Origin of the sequence: Cyanobium sp. WKJ7-Wakatipu, assembly GCF_024345355.1 — a bacterium.
Taxonomy (GTDB): domain Bacteria; phylum Cyanobacteriota; class Cyanobacteriia; order PCC-6307; family Cyanobiaceae; genus Cyanobium_A; species Cyanobium_A usitatum.
The window spans coordinates 93894-113688 of record NZ_JAGQAY010000004.1 but is presented as its reverse complement, the minus strand read 5'-3'; the positions used below and the strand labels follow the sequence as shown (position 1 = coordinate 113688).

General features: G+C 66.7%; 19 protein-coding genes. 10 read left to right on the top strand and 9 right to left on the bottom strand.

The genetic code is table 11. The features are described 5' to 3' along the window. The first annotated feature begins 43 nt into the window (after positions 1-43). Together KBY83_RS03860 and KBY83_RS03855 are read left to right on the top strand one after the other, a co-directional pair. The gene (locus KBY83_RS03860; RefSeq protein WP_255018396.1) at positions 44-802 is read left to right on the top strand and encodes an ABC transporter ATP-binding protein; all 759 of its coding nucleotides are present in this window, start codon (positions 44-46) and stop codon (positions 800-802) included. Between the two features lie 4 nt (positions 803-806). Continuing rightward, the gene (locus tag KBY83_RS03855) at positions 807-1718 is read left to right on the top strand and encodes an MlaD family protein (protein WP_255018395.1); all 912 of its coding nucleotides are present in this window, start codon (positions 807-809) and stop codon (positions 1716-1718) included. Here KBY83_RS03855 and bchD read toward each other — a convergent pair. Beyond that, on the bottom strand, positions 1715-3826 hold the full coding sequence (gene bchD, locus KBY83_RS03850) for a magnesium chelatase ATPase subunit D (protein ID WP_255018394.1): 2112 nt from the start codon (positions 3824-3826) through the stop codon (positions 1715-1717). The two genes, KBY83_RS03855 and bchD, sit on opposite strands and share 4 nt — an antisense overlap. Before the next feature lie 23 nt (positions 3827-3849). On the opposite strand from bchD, the gene folK reads away from it, so the two are divergent. From folK to KBY83_RS03835, 3 genes are read left to right on the top strand one after another with little or no spacing between them, the layout of a single operon-like run. After that, positions 3850-4434, top strand: coding sequence for a 2-amino-4-hydroxy-6-hydroxymethyldihydropteridine diphosphokinase (gene folK / locus KBY83_RS03845; RefSeq protein WP_255018393.1), 585 nt, complete (start codon positions 3850-3852; stop codon positions 4432-4434). 43 nt (positions 4435-4477) lie between these two features. After that, positions 4478-5038: an NUDIX domain-containing protein gene (locus KBY83_RS03840; protein WP_255018392.1), complete on the top strand. Its 561-nt coding sequence runs from the start codon at positions 4478-4480 to the stop codon at positions 5036-5038. Further along, positions 5038-6498 carry an FAD-binding domain-containing protein gene (locus KBY83_RS03835; protein WP_255018391.1) on the top strand — a complete coding sequence of 487 codons (1461 nt, stop codon included), beginning with the start codon at positions 5038-5040 and terminating at the stop codon, positions 6496-6498. The genes KBY83_RS03840 and KBY83_RS03835 overlap by 1 nt, the downstream gene beginning before the upstream one ends. Here KBY83_RS03835 and KBY83_RS03830 read toward each other — a convergent pair. Further along, a complete protein-coding gene (locus tag KBY83_RS03830) occupies positions 6477-7685 on the bottom strand; it encodes a DegT/DnrJ/EryC1/StrS aminotransferase family protein (protein ID WP_255018390.1) in 1209 nt (402 codons plus the stop codon). The genes KBY83_RS03835 and KBY83_RS03830 overlap by 22 nt on opposite strands. A gap of 88 nt (positions 7686-7773) precedes the next feature. Here KBY83_RS03830 and KBY83_RS03825 point away from each other — a divergent pair, with 88 nt between their 5' ends. Next, positions 7774-8355: a hypothetical protein gene (locus tag KBY83_RS03825; RefSeq protein ID WP_315858932.1), complete on the top strand. Its 582-nt coding sequence runs from the start codon at positions 7774-7776 to the stop codon at positions 8353-8355. On the opposite strand, the gene KBY83_RS03820 is transcribed toward KBY83_RS03825, so the two are convergent. After that, entirely contained in the window at positions 8264-8728 is a 465-nt protein-coding gene (locus KBY83_RS03820) for a hypothetical protein (RefSeq protein ID WP_255018389.1), read from the bottom strand. The genes KBY83_RS03825 and KBY83_RS03820 overlap by 92 nt on opposite strands. Beyond that, on the bottom strand, positions 8722-9558 hold the full coding sequence (locus KBY83_RS03815) for an FAD-binding domain-containing protein (RefSeq protein ID WP_255018388.1): 837 nt from the start codon (positions 9556-9558) through the stop codon (positions 8722-8724). Before KBY83_RS03815 ends, KBY83_RS03820 begins: the two co-directional genes overlap by 7 nt. Positions 9559-9584: 26 nt before the next feature. On the opposite strand from KBY83_RS03815, the gene fabI reads away from it, so the two are divergent. Continuing rightward, positions 9585-10367 (top strand): enoyl-ACP reductase FabI, encoded by a 783-nt coding sequence (gene fabI, locus KBY83_RS03810; RefSeq protein WP_255018387.1) that lies wholly within the window; start codon positions 9585-9587, stop codon positions 10365-10367. A 47-nt stretch (positions 10368-10414) separates the two neighbouring features. After that, on the top strand, positions 10415-11005 hold the full coding sequence (hisB, locus tag KBY83_RS03805; protein WP_255018444.1) for an imidazoleglycerol-phosphate dehydratase HisB: 591 nt from the start codon (positions 10415-10417) through the stop codon (positions 11003-11005). Here the strand turns inward: hisB and KBY83_RS03800 are convergent. From KBY83_RS03800 to KBY83_RS03780, 5 genes are all read right to left on the bottom strand, one after another. Further along, a complete protein-coding gene (locus KBY83_RS03800) occupies positions 11002-11835 on the bottom strand; it encodes an LpxI family protein (RefSeq protein WP_106632231.1) in 834 nt (277 codons plus the stop codon). The genes hisB and KBY83_RS03800 overlap by 4 nt on opposite strands. 91 nt (positions 11836-11926) lie before the next feature. Beyond that, on the bottom strand, positions 11927-13207 hold the full coding sequence (gene hisS, locus KBY83_RS03795; protein ID WP_255018386.1) for a histidine--tRNA ligase: 1281 nt from the start codon (positions 13205-13207) through the stop codon (positions 11927-11929). Between the two features lie 39 nt (positions 13208-13246). Continuing rightward, entirely contained in the window at positions 13247-14266 is a 1020-nt protein-coding gene (locus KBY83_RS03790) for an NAD-dependent epimerase (RefSeq protein WP_255018385.1), read from the bottom strand. After that, the gene (locus KBY83_RS03785; protein WP_255018384.1) at positions 14263-15207 is read right to left on the bottom strand and encodes a UDP-glucuronic acid decarboxylase family protein; all 945 of its coding nucleotides are present in this window, start codon (positions 15205-15207) and stop codon (positions 14263-14265) included. The genes KBY83_RS03790 and KBY83_RS03785 overlap by 4 nt, the downstream gene beginning before the upstream one ends. A gap of 3 nt (positions 15208-15210) precedes the next feature. Then, positions 15211-16626 (bottom strand): nucleotide sugar dehydrogenase, encoded by a 1416-nt coding sequence (locus KBY83_RS03780; protein WP_255018383.1) that lies wholly within the window; start codon positions 16624-16626, stop codon positions 15211-15213. A gap of 52 nt (positions 16627-16678) precedes the next feature. Here KBY83_RS03780 and galE point away from each other — a divergent pair, with 52 nt between their 5' ends. Beyond that, positions 16679-17722 carry a UDP-glucose 4-epimerase GalE gene (gene galE / locus KBY83_RS03775; RefSeq protein WP_255018382.1) on the top strand — a complete coding sequence of 348 codons (1044 nt, stop codon included), beginning with the start codon at positions 16679-16681 and terminating at the stop codon, positions 17720-17722. After that, positions 17712-19793 carry a selenide, water dikinase SelD gene (selD, locus tag KBY83_RS03770; protein WP_255018381.1) on the top strand — a complete coding sequence of 694 codons (2082 nt, stop codon included), beginning with the start codon at positions 17712-17714 and terminating at the stop codon, positions 19791-19793. Before galE ends, selD begins: the two co-directional genes overlap by 11 nt. Positions 19794-19795 lie beyond the last annotated feature (2 nt).

The window sequence follows — 19795 nt, the reverse complement described above, 5'->3', positions numbered from 1 at the left end:
TCATAGGCTCCCTCTGGCTTCCTCAGCACCACCGCTGGCCGCAATGGAGAACCTCAGCGTGCGCTGGGGCAGCCGCTGCATCCTTAACGAGGTAAATCTGCAGATCGCCGCCGGCGAGCGCCTAGTGGTGGTTGGGCCTTCCGGAGCGGGCAAGTCAACCATCCTGCGTCTGCTGGCAGGACTGCAGCTGCCCAGCAGCGGCAGCTTGAGTCTCCATGGCATCCCTCAGACCTATTTGCGCCTAGATCAGCGTCAGCCTCAGGACGTACGACTGGTGTTTCAGAACCCGGCCCTACTTGGCTCCCTAACCGTGCGTGAAAACGTCGGCTTCCTGCTCTATCGCCACGGCCGGCTAGCTGAACGAGAGATACGAGAGCGAGTGGGCGCAGCACTGCATGCGGTGGGGCTGCAAGGCATCGAGGAGCAAATGCCTGCGGAGCTCAGCGGCGGCATGCAGAAGCGGGTCAGCTTTGCCCGGGCCCTAATCGACGACCCGGCCAAGCCAAATGAACAGATGCCCCTGCTGCTGTTCGACGAACCCACGGCCGGCCTGGATCCGATTGCTTGTACCCGAATCGAAGATCTAATCGTGCGCACCACGGAAGTAGCTCGGGCCACCTCTGTGGTGGTGAGCCATGTGCACAGCACCATCGAACGCTCTGCGGAACGGGTTGTGCTGCTGTACGACGGCCAATTCCGCTGGAGCGGCACGGTTGAGGAATACCGCAGCTGCAGCGATCCCTACGTGGTGCAGTTCAGGAGCGGTAGTCTGCGCGGACCGATGCAACCTGCGGAGCTCTGAATCCATGCGCCGCAGCATCCGCGAAGCAGTTGTCGGCTTCTCCCTGTTAGCCGCTATCGGCAGTGCCGTAGGTCTCTCCTTCTGGTTGCGCGGCATCTCCCTAAGCAGGCAAAACTGGAGCGTCAAAGCCAGCTTCGCCGAAGCATCTGGCCTGGCAGAGCGCTCACCTGTGACCTACAGAGGAGTTTTAGTTGGCAGCGTGCGGCGCGTAACCGTGACACCCGAGGCGGTTGTTGCTGAACTGGAAATCAACCATGCCGATCTGAATCTGGCTCGGCCTACAAGGGCGGAGATCGGCGAAGCCTCCTTACTAGGTGGTGAAGCCGAAGTTGCTCTGATCAGCAGCGGCCCGCCCTTGCCGCCAGGCTCTGCCAACCCTCGCTCCAAGGCCTGCAACACGACTGTAGCCATTTGCAATGGCTCCTCGATCGAGGGAATCCAGGGACCAAGTCTGACCAGCGTGACCACGCTGATGCACAAGATGCTGGTTGAAACAGACCAGATGAAACTGCTCAGCAAAGTCTCAACCGCGGCCAGCAGCTTCGATCGCACCGCCAAGGACACTTCCAACTTCATGAAGGAAGGCCAGTCCCTGGCCAAGGAGCTCGAATCGACGGTGAAAGCGGCCCAGCCCACGATCACCAATCTCAACAGCAGCACTGACCACCTGCGCCGGATTATCGCCGCCCTAGACAATCCCCAGACCCTGAAGGAGCTGAAGGCCACCGTCAGCAATGCCGAGCAGCTCACCGCCAAATGGAATTCAGTTGGGAGCGATGTGACCAAACTCACCGACGATCCCCGCTTCATGGACGGCATCCGCAGCGTGGCCGTGGGCTTGGGCAAATTCTTCGATGAGCTATACCCGGCCCAGACCGACGCCGCCCGAGAGAAGGCCGCGCAGACAAAGCCCTAAATCCCGTTGATCGCCTCCATGGCGATGGCAGCGATGGCCTGATCGCTGGCCTTGGGTAGTTGCACGTACTTGCCGCCGGCCGCCTCAGCCAGGTCCTTGCCCATGCCGCTGCCGATGAACTTGCGCTCGGTATCGATCACCAGCAGCTTGATGCCTAGGGCCCGGTACTTGCTGGCCACCTGCTTCACCTCCTCCTTGAGATCCACCGGCTCCTCGCCCTCCAGCTGGGGTTGACCCAGGGAGCGACTGAGGGGCACGTTGCCGCGGCCATCGGTGATTGCTACCACCACCACCTGGCCCAGATCGCCCGTGGCCAGAGCGTTGGCCCCCACCCGGGCGGCCTGGGAGAGCCCGTGGGCTAGGGGTGAGCCGCCGCCGCAGGGCATCGCCTCCAGACGCCGGCGCGCAGCGGTGATCGAGCGGGTGGGGGGCAGCAGCACCTCGGCCTGCTCGCCGCGGAAGGGAATCAGGGCCACTTCGTCGCGATTTTCGTAGGCCTCGGTGAGCAAGCGAATCACGGCCCCCTTAGCGCTCTGCATGCGATTGAGAGCCATCGAGCCGCTGGCATCCACCAGGAAGATCACCAGGGCACCGGCCTTGCGCTGCAGCTGTTTAGCGCGCAGGTCACCGTCTTCCACGATCACCTTGCGATGGGGCTGCCGCTCACGGCGAGATTTCTGATAGGGGGCGGCCGCCCGCAGGGTGGCATCAACGGCGATGCGCTTCACCGGACCACGCGGCAGCATCGGCTTCACGTAGCGACCGCGAGAATCGCTGAACACCACCGCCCGGCTGCCACTGCCGCCGGTTTTGGCCTTGGCCGAGGCGAACAGCAGCAGATCCGGATCGATGGCGATGGCCTCCGGATCCAGCAAAAATTCCTCAGGCACCTGGGGCGGCGCCTGATCTTCGGGACTGTCGTCTTCGGATTCGTCTTCTTCAGGTTCGTCGTCCTGGTCGTCTGGTTCGTCTTTGTCTTGCTCGGGCTCCTGCTCGTTCTCCGGCGCCTCGGGTTCGTCCGGCGGCTGCTCCCCCTGGGGCGGTGGCGGTGGCGGCGGCGGTTCAAGAGGCTGGTCGGGATCGGGGGGCGGCATTTGCAGGGCACGAGGTGCAATCACCAGGCGCACTGCTACTTGAAGATCGTCGGCCTCGACTCGATCGCGGCCGCTGAGGGCTGCATGGGCCCGGGCCACCCGCACGGCATAGAGCTCGCTGCGATGGCCCTCGACCCCACCCCGCAAAGCCTCATTCACCAGATAAACGATCTGCTCGCGGGAAATCTGCACATCCGGAAGCCACTGCCGCGCCAGCAGCAGCTGGGTGGCCAGGGCATCGGTTTCCTCCTGCCAGCGTGCACCAAAGTCGGTGCTGGATTCGGCCTGATCCATCGCCGAGCGGGTGATTTCCACCCGCTGCTCAAGCTCCAGCACCTGATTGGCACTTAGGCAGATGGCGAAGCGATCGAGCAGGTGATCGCGCACCGGCCCCTCCTCAGGATTGAAGGTGGCGATCAGCAGGCAGCGACAAGGGTGGCTCAGGCTGAGGCCCTCCCGCTCGATCCGGTTTTCGCCGCTGCCCACCGCCGCCAACAACAGGTTTGTGACGTTGTCGTCAAGCAGGTTGAGCTCGTCGACATAGAGCACACCCCGATGGGCTTCAGCCAGCAGCCCTGGCTGAAAGACAGCCTGGCCACTAGTCAGCGAAGCCGTCACATCGACCGAGCCCACCAGCCTGTCTTCGGTGATGCCCAACGGCACCTGCACAAAGGGCGCCGGCACCACTGCGGTGGGCAACAGGGCGCTGCTAGCAACTCCCGTGGGATCGGCACCCAATTCGGTAAGCCGAATGCAGGTTGCCTCGTCCCAGTCATCGGCCCTCTGGGGATCGATGTTGAGGGCCTGGCCGCCCACATCGAGCACGTCGATCGGCGGCAGCAGGGCATGCAGACCGCGAGCCAACACCGACTTGCCGGTGCCACGACCACCGGCGATCACCACCCCGCCCAGGCCTGGATCGACCGCGGCGAGCAGCAGGGCCAACTTGAGGGTGCCGTGGCCGGTAATGGCGGCGAGGGGAAAGGCCCTACTGGCAACTCCGCTTGCAACCATGGGAGGGCTAAGACCCGATTCACGTGCCAGCCAGTCTCGCTGATCAGCCCAGAGGCAGTGAAGCGGCAACCCTGGCCATCGCCCTAGGCGCCAACCTGCCCAGCCGCTGCGGTGGCCCGATCGCCACCCTGATCGCCGTGCGCCCCCTGCTCGAAGCAAGCCTGCACCAGTGGGGCCAGGGCCTCAGCTCGGGGCCTACCGGCTTCCGCTGGTCTCCTCTGTTTGAGACCGAACCCGTAGGCGGCCCCCCAGGCCAGCCGCCTTATATCAATGCGGTCCTAGTGGTGGACGGCCTGGTGGCAGGGCTGGGAGCAGATAGGGCAAGGACAGCAGCCGGTGAAGCTCTACTGGAGCAATTGCAAGCGCTGGAGCATGACTTCGGCCGGGAGCGTCAGGCGCGCTGGGCCCCCCGCAGCATCGACCTCGACCTGCTCTGGTGGGGAGATCTGAGCTGCCACACCCCCCGCCTCCAGTTGCCCCACCCGCTTTGGCGGCAGCGAGACTTTGTGCTGGCGCCGCTGGCTGCCCTGACAGGCCTGGCCCCAGAACCTGGCTGCGCGGTGATAGCGCTAGCCGGCAGAGCAGGCTGGCCCGAGCAGCTGGGGTAGCCCTGCGCGATGCTGGCCCCACAGACCCGCGACACGCCCAGCCATGGCGCCCCTCCCCGCTCCAGAGCCCTCGCGTCACCTGGAAACCACCGCGGTGCTCGATGCCCGCAAGATCCGCTTTGAGGTCAACCGCGTCGAGCTGCCGATGGGCGTGGTGGGCACTTTTGGCTTGATCCGCCACCCCGGCGCCTCCCTGGCGGTGCCGGTGCTTGACGACGGCCGGGTGGTAGTGCTGCGCCAGTACCGCTTCGCCGTGGCCACCCGCCTGCTGGAATTTCCGGCCGGCACCCTCGATGAAGGCGAAGATCCCCTCAGCACCATGCAACGGGAGCTGCAGGAGGAGGCCGGCTACAGCGCCAGCAGCTGGGATCCCCTGGGGGCGATGCTGCCCTGCCCGGGCTACTCCGATGAGGTGATTCACCTGTTCCTAGCCCGCGACCTCAGCCCCCTGGCCGAACCGCCCGCCGGCGACGACGACGAAGACCTGGAGGTGCTGCTGATGGAGCCCGGCGAACTGGATGCGGCCCTGGCCAGCGGCGACGAGTACCTCGATGGCAAAAGCGTCACCGCCTGGCTGCGGGCCAAGCAACTGCTGGGGATCTAATGGCTCCGGAGCGCTGGCTGTTCTGGCATCGCCGCGACCTACGCCTGGCCGACAACCGGGGCCTGGCGGCGGCCGCCGCCGCCACCCCTGCCGTGACCGGGGTTTTCGTGCTGGATCCCACCATCCTCTCGGATCCCAACATGGCCCCAGCGCGGCTGTGGTTTCTTTCTGAGAGCCTGCGGGAGCTGCAGCAGACCTGGCAGCAGGCCGGCAGCAGGCTGGTGGTATTGCGTGGTGATCCAGCCGAGCTGCTGCCCCGCCTGGCCGCCGGCCTGGGCGCCGCGGTGGTGGCCTGGAACAAGGATGTGGAACCCTTCGGCCGCGAGCGCGACCGGCGGGTGGCGCGGGCGCTGCAGGCGGAGGGGCGCAAGGTGCTGGCCGACTGGGACCAGTTGCTGGTGGAGCCCGAGGCCCTCAAAACGGGCGCCGGCGATCCCTACCGGGTGTATGGCCCCTACTGGCGCAGCTGGCGCCGACGGGTGGAGGAGGCCAGCGCCCTGGGTTCGGCCGCCTCGGGTGGCCTGGATCCCCTGCCGGCACCGAGCGCCCTGATGGATTGCGAGTCCGCCCAGCTCAGCGGGCTGCCACTGGTGAGCCCCGAGCTGGAGCACGGATTTGAAGGTGCTGAGCTCTGCCCCTGCCGTCCTGGCGAAAAAGCGGCCCAAGGGCAGCTGGCAGCCTTCTGCGATGGCGATGGCCGCTCCATTGCGCTGCTTGGCTACGAACCGGGACGCAACATCCCCGGCGAAGCGGGCACCTCAGGGCTCAGCGCCGCCCTTAAGTTCGGCACGCTCAGCCCCCGCCAGGCCTGGGCCGCCGCCCAGCAGGCCCGGCCGCTTGCCCGCAGCGAGGAGGAGCTGCACTCAATCCAGGTGTGGGAGCAGGAGCTGGCCTGGCGCGAGTTTTACCAGCAGGCACTTTTTCACTTTCCCGAGCTGGCTGAAGGGCCCTACCGGCCCCAGTGGCGCGCCTTCCCCTGGGACAACGACAGCGACTGGTTTGAGGCTTGGCGCGAGGGCCTCACGGGCATGCCAATCATCGACGCCGCCATGCGCCAGCTAAATGAGAGCGGCTGGATGCACAACCGCTGCCGCATGATCGTGGCCTCCTTCCTGGTGAAGGACCTGATCTGCGACTGGCGCTGGGGCGAGGCGGCCTTCATGGCGCGCCTGGTGGATGGCGATCTGGCCGCCAACAACGGCGGCTGGCAGTGGAGCGCCAGCAGCGGCATGGACCCCAAACCGCTGCGCATCTTCAACCCGGCCACCCAGGCAGGCAAGTTTGATCCCGAGGGCACCTACATCCGCACCTGGCTGCCGGAGCTGCGGCACGTGGCCACCCGCGACCTGATCAGTGGGGAGATTGCCCCGCTGGAGCGCCGCGGCTACCCGGCCCCGTTGGTGAACCACAAAATTCAGCAGGCGCGCTTCAAGGCGCTCTACGCCACGATCAAGGGCTGAGCCAATACAGCGAGCAGCACCTCGATCACCCGCTGCTGCTGCTCGCCGCTGAGCTCCGGAAAGATCGGCAGGCTCAGCACCTCGGTGCAGAGACGCTCTGTCACCGGTAGGGATCCGGGCCCGTAGCCCAGTTCCGCGTAGGCCGGCTGGCGGTGGATTGGGATTGGGTAATAGATGATCGTGCTGACTCCGGCCTCCTGAAGCTGCTGCTTGAGCCAGTCGCGGCAGCAGGCCTGCGGCAAGCCGAAAGCAGCGCTGTCGGCGGAGGGAGTGCAGCTGGCCTCACCGCCGCAGGCCATGACGCCGGCGGAGCAGGCCGGCACCCGCAGCACGAACTGGTTCCAGCTATGGCCCTCGGGACCCGCCTCGGGCAGGGCAACGCCGGACAGGGCGGCCAGGTGCTCGTGGTAGTGGCTGGCGATGGCGCCACGGTGCTTCACCCAGCGCGGCAGGTGGGGCAGTTTGACGTTCAGGACTGTCGCCTGGATGGCGTCGAGGCGGCTGTTGTAGCCCAGGGCGGTATGGAGATAGCGGCGGGGCATGCCATGCACCGCCAGCTCCCGGATGACCTGGGCCAGCTCGGCATCCCGGCAGGTGATCGCCCCTCCATCGCCAGCAGCGCCAAGATTCTTGGTGGGGAAGAAACTGAAACAGCCCACATCCCCCCAACTGCCCACGGGCCGGCCCGCCCAGCTGGCACCGGTGGCCTGGGCACAATCCTCGACCACCTTGAGGCCGTGGCGTTCAGCGATGGCACACACCCGCTCCATGTCCACGGGCCGCCCGAACAGGTGCACAGGCAGCAGGGCCCGGGTAGCCGGCGTGATCGCCGCTTCCAGCTGATCGAGATCGATCAGGTAGCTGCTCTCCTCCACATCCACAAACACCGGCGTGGCGCCCACGGCGCTGATCGCTTCGGCGGTGGCGAAAAAGCTGAAGGAAGCAGTGATCACCTCATCGCCAGGACCGATGCCCAAGCCCCGCAGGGCCAGGATCAGGGCATCGGTGCCGCTGTTGCAGCCGATGGCGTGGGGCACGCCACAGGCCGTGGCGAAGTCGGTTTCAAAGCGGGAGATCGTGGCGCCGCCGATGTACTGACCACTGCGCAAAACCTCGAGCACAGCCTGATCCAGAGCTGCGCCCAGCTCCTGAATCTGCTCGCTGAGGCTGAACGGGGGCACTTGCATGGCAAGCAACTTACGTCGCCCACCACACCATCTCGGGGCCAGGATGCCACTTGATCTTGCAGCAGGTATCCGGCCTGTGCCCCCGATTGTGACCCCATTCCGGAGCCGTCCTGCCCTCGCGACCGCCCTCGCCACTGGCCTGAGCACCGCGTTCGGCGCCGGGCTACTCAGCGCCTGCGTGCCGGCCCACCGCCACCCCACCTGGGCGATCTATCCGCTGCAAAGGCGGATGGCCCACGACGGCCTAGCCGTGGTGAGTCAGCCCGATGGCTACGGCCTGCACATCTGGATCGACACCGATACCCGCCAGAGCGGCAGCTGCCAACCCCGCTGGAGCGCCGATGCGGCCCGGCTGTTCAACGGCAATGGCACGGCCCCGTTCAGCTCGGGCCTGGCGCCGCGCCAGGAATACTTCCAGGCCGTCGCCCGCCAGGACGTGCGCCGGGCCCTGCGCCAGCAGAGCCAGGCCCTCTGCCTGCAACAGTCCCCCCGCAGCAGCTTCAGCTGGGTGGAGCCCCCCCGCAACGCCGCCGAAATCAAGCCGGAGCCCTACCCGCTGCTGGAGGAAGCCGACCTGCTCAGCGATCCCAACGCCGTGCTGGAGCAGGAGGAGCGGCTGCTGAACCCCGCCCCCAAAGCACCGGCTCAGCCCGGCGCCAATAGCGACTGAAGCGGCGCAGATCCAACGGTTCCGGCAGGGCCACGAAGGGTTCAGGCTCCAGCACCTGCAGCGGTAACTGGGCGGCAATCTGCTCCCGCAACAGCCCAAAGCGCGGATCCACCGCAGCGCTGGTGACCACGCCATCAGCCCCATGGCGGCGAGCGAAGCTCAGCACCTCCAGGGCCACGTCGCCGTGGCGCAGGGTCACCGGCAGCTCCAGCAGACACTCGTAGAGAAAGCCCAACCGCTTGAGGCTGAGGCGCTGGGTCTCGATGAGCTCCCGGTCGAATACGAATAGCGCCGGCGCCCCCGGATGAGCCACCAGGGCGGGATTGGCGGGCCCCAGGGCCTCGCCATGGATCCAAAGCACAGGCTTCAGCACGGGCTGGCTCCTGGGAACAGGTCCGCCTGCAACTGCTCGTAGCTGGCCTCGAACGGGCAGGTGCCCTCCGAAGCGGCGGCGCAAGCAGAGCAGTAGCGGCCGGAGCTGAAACGCTCCAAGTTGGCGCGATTAAACATGTAGGGCTTGCTGCTGAAGCTGCTGGTCACCCACTGCCAGCTGAGGTTGTTGCTGGCCGGATCGCCATCGAGCAGATGCTGCAGAAACCAGCGGGCACCCGCCTGCCATTGGATCCGCCGCCAGTGGACCACGTAGGCCGCCAGCCACATACGGGCGTGGTTGTGCAGCCAGCCGGTGTGGATCAGTTCACTGGCGAAGCCATCCATGCAGGCCAGGCCGGTGCGGGCCTCGAGCAGATCGTCCGGCAGCGCGGCGGCGTAGCGCTCGGGGGGATGGCCGGTCTTGAGCGGCTCCTGGTCGCGCCAGATGCCATCGCCCAGCTGGCGCCAGAGCCGCTGCCAGTAGTCGCGCCAGCCCAGCTCGTTGATTAATTTTTGAGCCGCTAGCGGCGGCTGGCCGCTGCGCGCCAGCCAGGCGAACACAGCCTCACGCACCTCCACCAGGCTGAGCACGCCGTGGCGGATATGGGGCGACAGGCGCGTCACCGCCCCATCGAGGTGGTTGCGGCTGCGGCCATAAGCGGCCGGATCGATGGCGGCTAGCGCCGCTTCGGCCGCCCGGCGCCCGCCCGGGATCGGGCTCAACCCACCTGGGGCCTGGGGGAACAGCTGGCGCAGGGTCGCCTCCAGCTCGACGCGGCTGGCGAACTGGCGGGGCAGATCCCGGGGTGGGAGAGAATCGCTCGATCGCATCACTCTGGCTCCCGGCCACTGCTCCCATGCTCCTCGATCTGCGCGGCAAAAAGGCCCTGGTCACGGGGATTGCCAACAACAAGTCGATCGCCTGGGGCATCGCCCAGCAGCTGCATGCCGCCGGCGCTGAGCTGGGCGTCACCTACCTGCCCGATGAGAAGGGCCGCTTTGAGGGCAAGGTGCGCGAGCTCACCGCGCCGCTGGCACCCAGCCTGTTCGAGCCCCTAAACGTGCAGGATCCCGCCCAGATCGAGGCCGTGTTTGCGCGGGTGAAGGAGCAATGGGGCTCGATCGACGTGCTGGTGCACTGCCTGGCCTTCGCCGGCAAGGAGGAGCTGATCGGCGACTATTCCGCCATCAGCCCCGAGGGCTTCGGCCGGGCCCTGGAGGTGAGCGCCTACTCCCTGGCGCCCCTATGCCGCTTCGCCAAACCCCTGTTCAACCCCGGCGGCAGCGTGATCACGCTGAGCTACCTGGGGGCCGAGCGGGCCATCCCTAATTACAACGTGATGGGCGTGGCCAAGGCAGCCCTGGAGGCCTCGGTGCGCTATTTGGCGGCTGAGCTTGGCCCCGAGAAGCAGGTGCGCGTCAACGCCATCAGCGCTGGACCGATTCGCACCCTGGCCAGCAGCGCCATCGGCGGCATCCTCGACATGATCCACAACGTGGAAGCCAAAGCGCCCCTGCAGCGCACCGTTACCCAGGAGGAAGTGGGCTGCACCGCCGCCTTCCTGGCCAGCCCCCTGGCCTCCGGCATCACCGGCCAGGTGATCTATGTGGACGCCGGCTACTGCATCACGGGAATGTGAGCGGCACACTGAGCCAAGAGCCCAAGCAGGCCCAGGAGGGCAACCCCATGCGTACCGGCACCATCCACCGCGTCACCGGCGAAACCGACGTGAACGTAACGCTGGGGCTCGATGGCAGCGGCCGCTGCACGGTGAACACCGGCGTGCCCTTCCTTGACCACATGCTCCACCAGATCAGTAGCCACGGCCTGATCGACCTGGAGATCAAGGCGCTGGGGGACACCCATATCGACGATCACCACACCAACGAAGACGTGGGCATTGCCGTGGGCCAGGCCCTGGCCCTGGCCCTGGGCGAGCGGCGCGGCATCCACCGCTTCGGTCACTTTGTGGCGCCGCTGGATGAGGCCCTGGTGCAGGTGGTCCTCGACTGCAGCGGCCGGCCCCACCTCAGCTACGGGCTAAAGATCCCGGCCCAGAAGATTGGCAGCTACGACACCGAGCTGGTGAAGGAGTTCTTCGTGGCGGTGGCCAACAACAGTGGCCTCACCCTGCACATCCGCCAGCTGGATGGGGTGAACTCCCACCACATCGTGGAGGCCTGCTTCAAGGCGTTCGCCCGGGCTCTGCGCCAGGCGACGGAGCTCGATCCGCGCCGGGCGGGTGCGGTCCCGAGCAGCAAGGGTGTGCTGGCTTAGGCCTGATCAGGCTCCCGCGACCATAAAAACAGCCCCAGCCTCTCGGCGTCCGCCATCGTTTGCTCAGCATCCAGCAGCAGGGCACTGCGGGCTTCCCAGGCGATGCCTGCCAACCCCGCTGCCGCGGCCTTGGCCACGGTGGTGGGACCGATGCCGGGGAGGTCCATGCGCCGGTCCTGGTTGAGCTTGGGGGCCTTGTAGAGCACCCCGGTGCGTCCCGTCTCCGGCCGATCGGTGCGGGTGGCAGCCACCCACTCGAGCATGGCGTCGGTGCCGGGCAGGGCTTCGGTGGCCAGGCACAGCCCCTTGGCCACCACCGCTCCCTGGCCCACGTCCACCTGGGAGATGGCCTCCACGATGTATGCGGCGCGCTCCACATCGGCGCGGTCCAGATCGCTGGGCACCGTGCTGGCATACAAGCCTGGCTCCGGCAGCAGATTTGGCGCCACATCTTCGATGCCCACCACCTTCAGGCCGTGCTCCTCAATGATCTGGGCCAGGGCCCGCAGGGAGGCGTCATCGCCATTGCGCAGCGACGCCAGGATGCGCGGCGCCGCCATCAAGGTGGAGCCCTCAAAGCGCAGCAGGTTGAGCGAGCGCGGACGCACAAACTTGCCCACCATCACGATCTGCTTGATGCCTCGCTGCTGCAGCGACTTGATGAAGGCGATCGAGCGCTCGAAGAAAAACTCCTCAGCCGCCGGCACTTCCACCTCCAGACCGTGGGGGTAGCAGGCGATATGGGTCCGCCCCGCACGGCTGAGAGCCTCCGAGAGCATCCGAGGCAACACGCCCTCACCAGCAATGATCGCGACGGTCGGATCACCCATCAGGGCCGGGCTTGCTTCACATACGGGTCAAAACACAGTCAAAGGCCCAACACCCTGGAGTGGCCTGCTCTGGTGGACAGGTCCTGTGGCGTCATGGCCTCGGCGGGCCCGCTGCGAGGGCCACAAGGAGGGCTTCAGGAGTGAGCCGCTGATCGGCCTGCTCGCCGCCATCGACCCGCAGATCCTTGAGCCCCACCACCCCGTCTAGCGCCTCCTGCTCGCCGATTACCGCCGCCCAACGGGCCCCGGAGCGGTCGGCCCGCTTGAACTGCTTACCGAAGGCCGCGCCACTGGCATCCCTCTCCACAGCCAGTCCAGCCTGGCGGCAGCGCCGTGCCAGGGCCAGGGCCAGCGCTGCAGCGGCCTCGCCACGGCTAACCACATAGAGATCGAGGTCTGGGGCGGCAGCCACCGAAGCTTCGCTCTGGCTGAGCAGCAACACCAGACGCTCCATCCCGAGGGCCCAGCCGATCGCCGGCGTGGCCGGCCCGCCCAGCTGCTGCACCAGGCCGTCGTAGCGGCCACCACCACACACCGTGGCCTGCGCCCCCAGCTGGCTGCTGGTGATCTCAAAGGCGGTGTGGCTGTAGTAATCGAGGCCTCGCACCAGCCGGGGGTTGAGCACAAAGGGGATCCCCAGGGCCTTTAGGGCCTGCTGCACCGCCGCAAAGCGGACCTGGCTCGCGTCGCTAAGAGCGGACGCCAGGCTGGGGGCCTCCGCCAGCAGGGCCTGGGTATCGGGGTTCTTGGAATCGAGCACCCGCAGGGGGTTGCTGTGGATGCGGGCCTGGGAATCGGCATCGAGCTGGCCTCGCCGCTGCTCCAGCCAGGCCACCAGCAACTCGCGGAAGCGGGCCCGGTCTTCGCTGCTGCCGAGGGAATTGAGCTGCAGCTCCAGCCCGCCCACCCCCAGCTCGGCCAGCAGATCCCAGGCCACGGCAATGGCCTCCACGTCACTGCAGGCATCGGCAAAACCGAGCAGCTCCAGCCCGATCTGGTGGAACTGACGCAGCCGGCCCGCCTGGGGGCGCTCGTAGCGGAACATCGGCCCGCCATACCAGAGGCGCTGGGGGCCCTGGCTCAGCAGGCCGTGCTGGATCGCCGCCCGCACCACAGACGCCGTGCCCTCCGGCCGCATGGTGCAGCTGCGCTCACCCCGGTCGAGAAAGGTGTACATCTCTTTGCCCACCACGTCGGTGGCCTCGCCGATGCCGCGGGCAAACAGCTCGGTGACCTCCAGCAGGGGGGTGCGGATCTCAGTGATTGCACTGCGGCGGAAGTGCTCGCGGGCCGTGGCTTCCACGTGCTGCCACAGGCGAATCTGCTCTGGCAGCAGATCGGCCATGCCACGCAGGCTCTGCAGCGATGCCAAACCGAAAGCAGCAAGTGGGGTGAGTCTGCCTGCCGGCGCTCAGGCGTAGCTGGCTTGATACCAACGGGCGAAGCGTTCAACCCCCACCTCGATCGAGGTGGAGGGACTGAAGCCCACCCAGGCCTCAAGCAAGCTCGTATCGGCGGCGGTGGCCTCCACATCGCCGGGCTGCATCGGCTGCAGGTCGCGGATCGCCTGCCGACCTAAAGCCCGCTCGAGCAGATCAATGAAATACAGCAGCTCGACCGGCTGGCTGTTGCCGATATTGAACAAGCGATGCGGGGCCCAGCTGGTGGCAGGGTCTGGAGCCGCGGAGTCAAACCTGGGATCGGCGCTGGCCGGCTTATCTGCGCAGGCGATCACCCCGGTCACGATGTCGTCGATGTAGGTGAAATCGCGGCGCATGCGGCCCTGGTTGAACACCCGGATCGGCTCCCCCGCCAGGATCGCCTTGGCAAACAACATCGGCGCCATGTCGGGCCGGCCCCAGGGGCCGTACACGGTGAAAAAGCGCAGCCCCGTAGCCGGCAGCCCATAAAGGTGGCTGTAGGTGTGGGCCATCAATTCATTGGCTTTCTTAGTGGCCGCGTACAGGCTCACCGGATGGTTCACAGACTGATGTTCCGTGAACGGCAGGTTGGTGTTGCCGCCATACACCGAACTACTGGAGGCGTACACCAGATGCACAACACCGTGGTGGCGGCAGCCTTCGAGGATTGCGCCAAACCCCACCAGGTTGGTCTGCAAGTAAGCACCAGGATTTTCGAGGGAGTAACGCACCCCGGCCTGGGCGGCCAAGTGAATCACCAGTCGGGGTCGTTCGCGGGCGAAGAGATCCGCGATGGCAGATTCATCCTCCAGCTCCAGACGCTGAAAGCTCCAGGACTCCCTGGGGGCAGAGGCCTCGATCCGGCTCAGCCGGGCCTCCTTCAAGGCAGGGTCGTAGTAACTGTTGAGGTTATCGATCCCCACCACCCGTTCACCCCGGGCCAAAAGCCGCTCACACACCGCCGCACCGATAAAGCCGGCCGCACCGGTCACCAACACGGTGCGACTCATGGATCCAACATCTCCCGGAAGTAGGCAATCGTGGGCACCAGCCCCTGCTCCAGCGCCACCGTGGGCTGCCAGCCCAGCTCCTGTTGCGCCAGCTCGATCACCGGTTGACGTTGTAGGGGATCATCCGCCGGCAGCGGCTGACAGGTGAGCGGCAAGTCGGGGTTGATGCGCGCGCGCACCAGCTCGGCCAGCTGGCGGATCGTGAACTCGCCGGGGTTGCCGATGTTGATCGGGCCGGTGTGGCCGCCGTTCATCAGCCGGATCAGGCCCTCCACCAGATCATCCACATAACAAAAGCTACGGGTCTGGCTGCCATCGCCATAGAGGGTGAGCGGTTGGCCTTTAAGGGCCTGCACGATGAAGTTGCTCACCACCCGGCCGTCGTCGGGCAGCATTCTTGGACCGTAGGTGTTGAAGATCCGCGCCACCCGGATCTCCACCCCATGCATGCGCCGGTAGTCGAAGCAAAGCGTTTCGGCGATGCGCTTGCCCTCGTCGTAGCAGCTGCGAATGCCGATCGTGTTGACGCAGCCCCGGTAGCTCTCGGGCTGGGGGTGCACCTCCGGATCGCCATACACCTCACTGGTGCTCGCCAGCAGCAGCCGCGCCCCCACCCGCCTTGCCAGGCCCAGCATGTTGTAGGTGCCAAGGAAGCTGGTTTTGGCGGTTTTAATCGGGTTGTGCTGGTAGTGCACCGGTGAGGCCGGGCAGGCCAAGTGCCAGATCCGGTCCACCTCCAGCCGGATCGGCTCGGTGACGTCATGGCGGATCAGCTCAAAGCGCGGGTGGCCAATCCACTGGGCCACATTCGCCTTACGGCCAGTGAAAAAGTTGTCGAGGCAGATCACCTCCTCGCTAGCTTCCATCAGCCGGTCCACCAGGTGCGAACCCACAAAACCGGCACCGCCGGTGATCAGGTTGCGGGGGAGGGAGCCGGGCATGGCTCAGCCCTCCCCCACGGTCCACACCTGCAGACCCGCAGCACGGGCTAAGGCGCCGTCGGCCTTGGCGCGAGCATCAAACAGCCATGCCGGCTGGCGCATTACGGCCGCCACCGCCGGCCAGTCGATCACAGCAAACTGCTGCCACTCGGTGAGCAGCAGCAGGGCATCGGCGCCGCTGGCCGCCTGCAGCACCTCCGGCACCCGCTGCCAGCTGCCATCTCCGTCGCCCTCGCCAGCGCCGGCCGGTTGACCCAGATCCTTAGCCATCTGGCTCTCGCTCACCTTGGGATCGACGATCTGCAGCACCGCTCCCTCCTCTAGCAGTTCCCGGCAGATCCGGATCGCCGGCGACTCCCGCGTGTCGTTCGTATCGGCCTTGAACGCAAACCCCAGCACGCCGATCCGTTTGCCCGTCACGGTGCCGAACAGCTTGTTCACCACCAGGCGCGCAATCCGGTGCTGCTGCCAGGTGTTGAGCAGCACCACCTGCTCCCAGTAGGCCGCCACCTCCTCCAGCCCGTAGTGGCGGCAGAGGTACACCAAATTCAAGATGTCCTTCTGAAAGCAGCTGCCGCCAAAACCCGGACCAGCCTGCAGAAACTTCTGGCCAATGCGGCTGTCGGCGCCAATCGCCCGGGCCACCTCGCGCACGTTGGCGCCAGTGGCCTCACAAAACGCCGCAATGCTGTTGATCGAGCTGATCCGCTGCGCCAAAAAGGCATTAGCCGTGAGCTTGGAGAGCTCGCTGCTCCAGAGGTTGGTGCGCAGGATCTTCTCCGGCGCCACCCAGTGGCCGTAAATCGCCGCCAGGGCCTCGATCGCCTCGGGGTTCTGGCCGCCGATCAGCACCCGATCTGGCTTCTCCAAATCGGCAATAGCTGTGCCCTCCGCCAGAAACTCCGGATTGGAGAGCACCGAAAAGCTCTTAGCCGGCTGGGTTTCGCTTACGCCAATACCTTCAGATGCGGAGAGGATTTGCTGAATCACCTCAGCGGTGCGCACCGGCAGCGTGCTCTTCTCCACCACGATCGTGTGACCCCGGGCGGCTTTTGCCACCGTGCGGGCACTCGCCTCCACCCACTTCAGATCGCTGGCCTGGCCGGCACCCAGACCTTTGGTTTTGGTGGGGGTGTTCACCGAGATAAACACCAGATCCGCAATAGCGATTGCCTCCTCCACAGCTGTGGAAAAGTGCAAATTGCGGCCCCGGCAGCGGCCCACCACCCCATCGAGACCCGGCTCATACACCGGCAGGCGGCTTAGATCGGCGCTATTCCAGGCTGCAATCCGCTCAGCGCTGAGGTCCACCACAGTCACCTGCACATCCGGGCAGCGATCTGCAATCACCGCCATCGTCGGGCCGCCCACGTAACCCGCTCCTATGCAGCAGATGGAGCTGATGGTGGGCAATCCCATGGAACTCAGATAGCCAGGACGAGAGACTATTCCTTATGCACGAATTACCTCCATGGCTGAGCTGCTAATCACCGGAGGTGCTGGCTTCATCGGCAGCCACAGCTGTCTGGTGCTGCTGGAGGCGGGCCACAACTTGGTGGTGCTCGACAACTTCGACAACAGCTCTCGGGAAAGCCTGAAGCGCGTGCTGGAACTCGCCGGCCCCTCCGCAGCCGGCCGGCTGCAGGTGGTGGAGGGCGACATTCGCTCCGCTGTAGATCTGGAGCGGGCCTTCAAGGCGGCCCCGGCCGGCCGGCCAATCACAGCCGTGGTCCACTTCGCCGGCCTCAAGGCGGTGGGCGAATCGGTGCGCGAGCCCCTGCGTTACTGGGACGTGAATCTCTGTGGCTCGCGCCAGCTGCTGGAGGCAATGCAGGCCCATGGCTGCCGCAGCCTGGTGTTCAGCAGCAGCGCCACCCTCTACGGCATGCCGGAGCTAGTACCGATCCCTGAAAGCGCACCAATCCAGCCGATCAACCCCTACGGCCACAGCAAAGCCGCCGTGGAACAGCTGCTGGCCGATCTGGCGGCCAGCGAAGCGGGCTGGCGCATCGCCCGGCTGCGCTACTTCAATCCGGTGGGAGCCCACCCCAGTGGCCGCATCGGCGAAGACCCCAGGGGCATACCCAACAACCTGTTCCCCTTTGTGAGCCAGGTGGCGGTGGGGCGTCGCGACTGCCTGCAGGTGTTTGGCGGCGACTGGCCCACCCCCGATGGCAGCGGCGTCCGCGACTACATCCATGTGATGGACCTCGCTGAGGGGCACCGGGCCGCTTTGGACGTGCTGCTGGCCGAGCCCCCCCAGCTGCTCAGCCTCAACCTGGGCAGCGGCCAGGGCCACTCGGTGTTGGAGGTGGTGCGGGCCTTCGAGGTCGCCAGTGGCCGTTCTGTTCCGTACACCGTTGTGGAAAGGCGAGACGGAGATGCGGCCAGCACCGTGGCTGATCCGCGCCTGGCAACTGAACGGCTCAGCTGGCGCACCCGCCGCTCCCTGGAGGAGATGTGCCGCGACGGCTGGGCCTGGCAGCAGGCCAATCCCGAGGGTTATGGCAGCTGAAGCAAGGCTGGTGCTCGCCGGTGGCGGCCACAGCCACGCCCTAGTGCTGCGCATGTGGGCCATGGGCCGGCAGCGGCCGGCCGCCTGGATCACCCTGGTGAGCCGCCACAGCACCGCACTGTATTCGGGCATGGTGCCTGGGATGGTGGCCGGTCTTTATGAGCCAGCCGCCTGCGCCATAGACCTACGCCGCCTTTGCCTGCTGGCGGGGGTGACCTTTGTGCAGGCAGAGATCACGGCGATTGATCCCGAGGGGCGGGAGCTGGCACTGGCGGGGAGGCCCAACCTGCGCTGGGACTGGCTCAGCCTCGATGTGGGCGCAGAAACCAGCTCCGTAACCCATGCGGCCATGGCGGTAAAGCCCCTGGAGCCCTTCTTGCTCTGGTGCAGCCAGCCCAAATCAGGCAGCGTTCGCATCCGGGGTGGCGGCGCCGCAGCCGTAGAGGTGGCCCTGGCGCTGCGGGCGAGGGGCCAGCAGCCCAAGCTGCAGCTGCGCGGCAGCCAGCTGAATCTGGGCTCAAAGGCAGCCAACCAATTGGGGCAGCAGCTACTAGAAAGCGCCGGCATTGCCATCGAGGCCAACTGCCCGGATGACGCCGCCGCCGACCTGGCCTGCACTGGCAGCCGCGCACCCCGCTGGCTCACCGCCTCAGGCCTGGCCTGCAACGGCGAGGGGCGCCTGCTCACTGAGGCCAGCCTGCAGGTATGGCGACAGCCAAGGCTGTTCGCCAGCGGCGACTGCGGCGTGATCGCCAGCAGGCCCAGGCCCGCCTCCGGTGTCTGGGCTGTGCGCTGCGCCCAAACCCTGGCCCACAACCTGAAGGCAGTGGTTGCAGGCCGCGAGCTGCGACCCTGGCGGCCTCAGCGCTGGGCGCTGCAGCTGCTGGGCGACGGCAGCAAGCCCAGGCCCCAAGCAGTGGCCTTCTGGGGTCCATGGGCCCTGGGCCCCAGCCCGCTGCTATGGCGCTGGAAGCAGGCCGTGGATCGGCGCTTCATGGCCGGCTTCAGCGAGCTGAAGGCCATGGGCCCAGATGGGGGCGCAGCGATGGCCTGCCGGGGCTGCGCCGCCAAATTGGCCGCCAGCCCCCTGCAAGACGCCCTGGCACGCAATGGCCTCGGAGGCGGCACCCCGGGCAGCGCCGAGGACGCCGCGGTGATCGCCCAGACAGCCGATGGGTCCCTGCTACTGCAGAGCGTCGATGGCTTTCCGGCGCTGGTGGCCGACGCCTGGCTCAATGCCCGGCTCACCACCCTGCATGCCTGCAGTGATATCTGGGCCAGTGGCGCCCAGGTGGAAAGCCTGCAAGCGGTGGTCACCCTGCCGGAGCTAGCTCCCGCCCTGCAGGCAGATCTGCTCAGCGACACCCTGGCCGGCATCCAATCGGTGCTGCAGCCGCTCGGAGCCCGCCTGATCGGCGGCCACAGCCTGGAGGCCCGCGACAGTCAAACCAGCCCGGCAAACCCCGCAGGCCTGAGCTTGGTGCTGAGCGTGAACGGCAGGGCACCCGCTGGGCGGCACTGGGGCAAGGGGCCCTTACGCAGCGGCGATGGGCTGGTGCTGTGCCGGCCCATCGGCACGGGGGTGCTGTTTGCCGCGGCCATGGCTGGAGCGGCCCAGCCCCAGTGGATAGACGCCGCCCTAGCCCAGATGCAGCAATGCCAGGCAAGCCTGGTGGAGCTGCTAAACCGCCGCGGTTGCCGCGCCTGCACCGACGTGACCGGCTTCGGGCTGTTGGGCCATCTGGGCGAAATGCTGGCCGCCAGCCCAGAAAACTGCCACGTGACGCTGGCGGCAGCAGCTATACCGGCCCTGCCCGGGGCCTTACCGCTGCTGAGCGCAGGCTGGGCCAGCAGCCTGGCCCCTTCTAATGCCAGCGCCCTGGCCCTACTGGAGGAGCGGATTCAACTCCAGGAGCAAACCGATGCAGCTCATCAAGCCCTGCTGATTGATCCCCAGACCTGCGGCCCGCTGCTGGCGGCGATTCCAGGCGACCAGCTGGCAGCAGCCCTTAGCGATCTGCAGCAGGCAGGCTTTGGCGAAGCCGCTGTGATCGGCCGGGTGCACACCTAAAC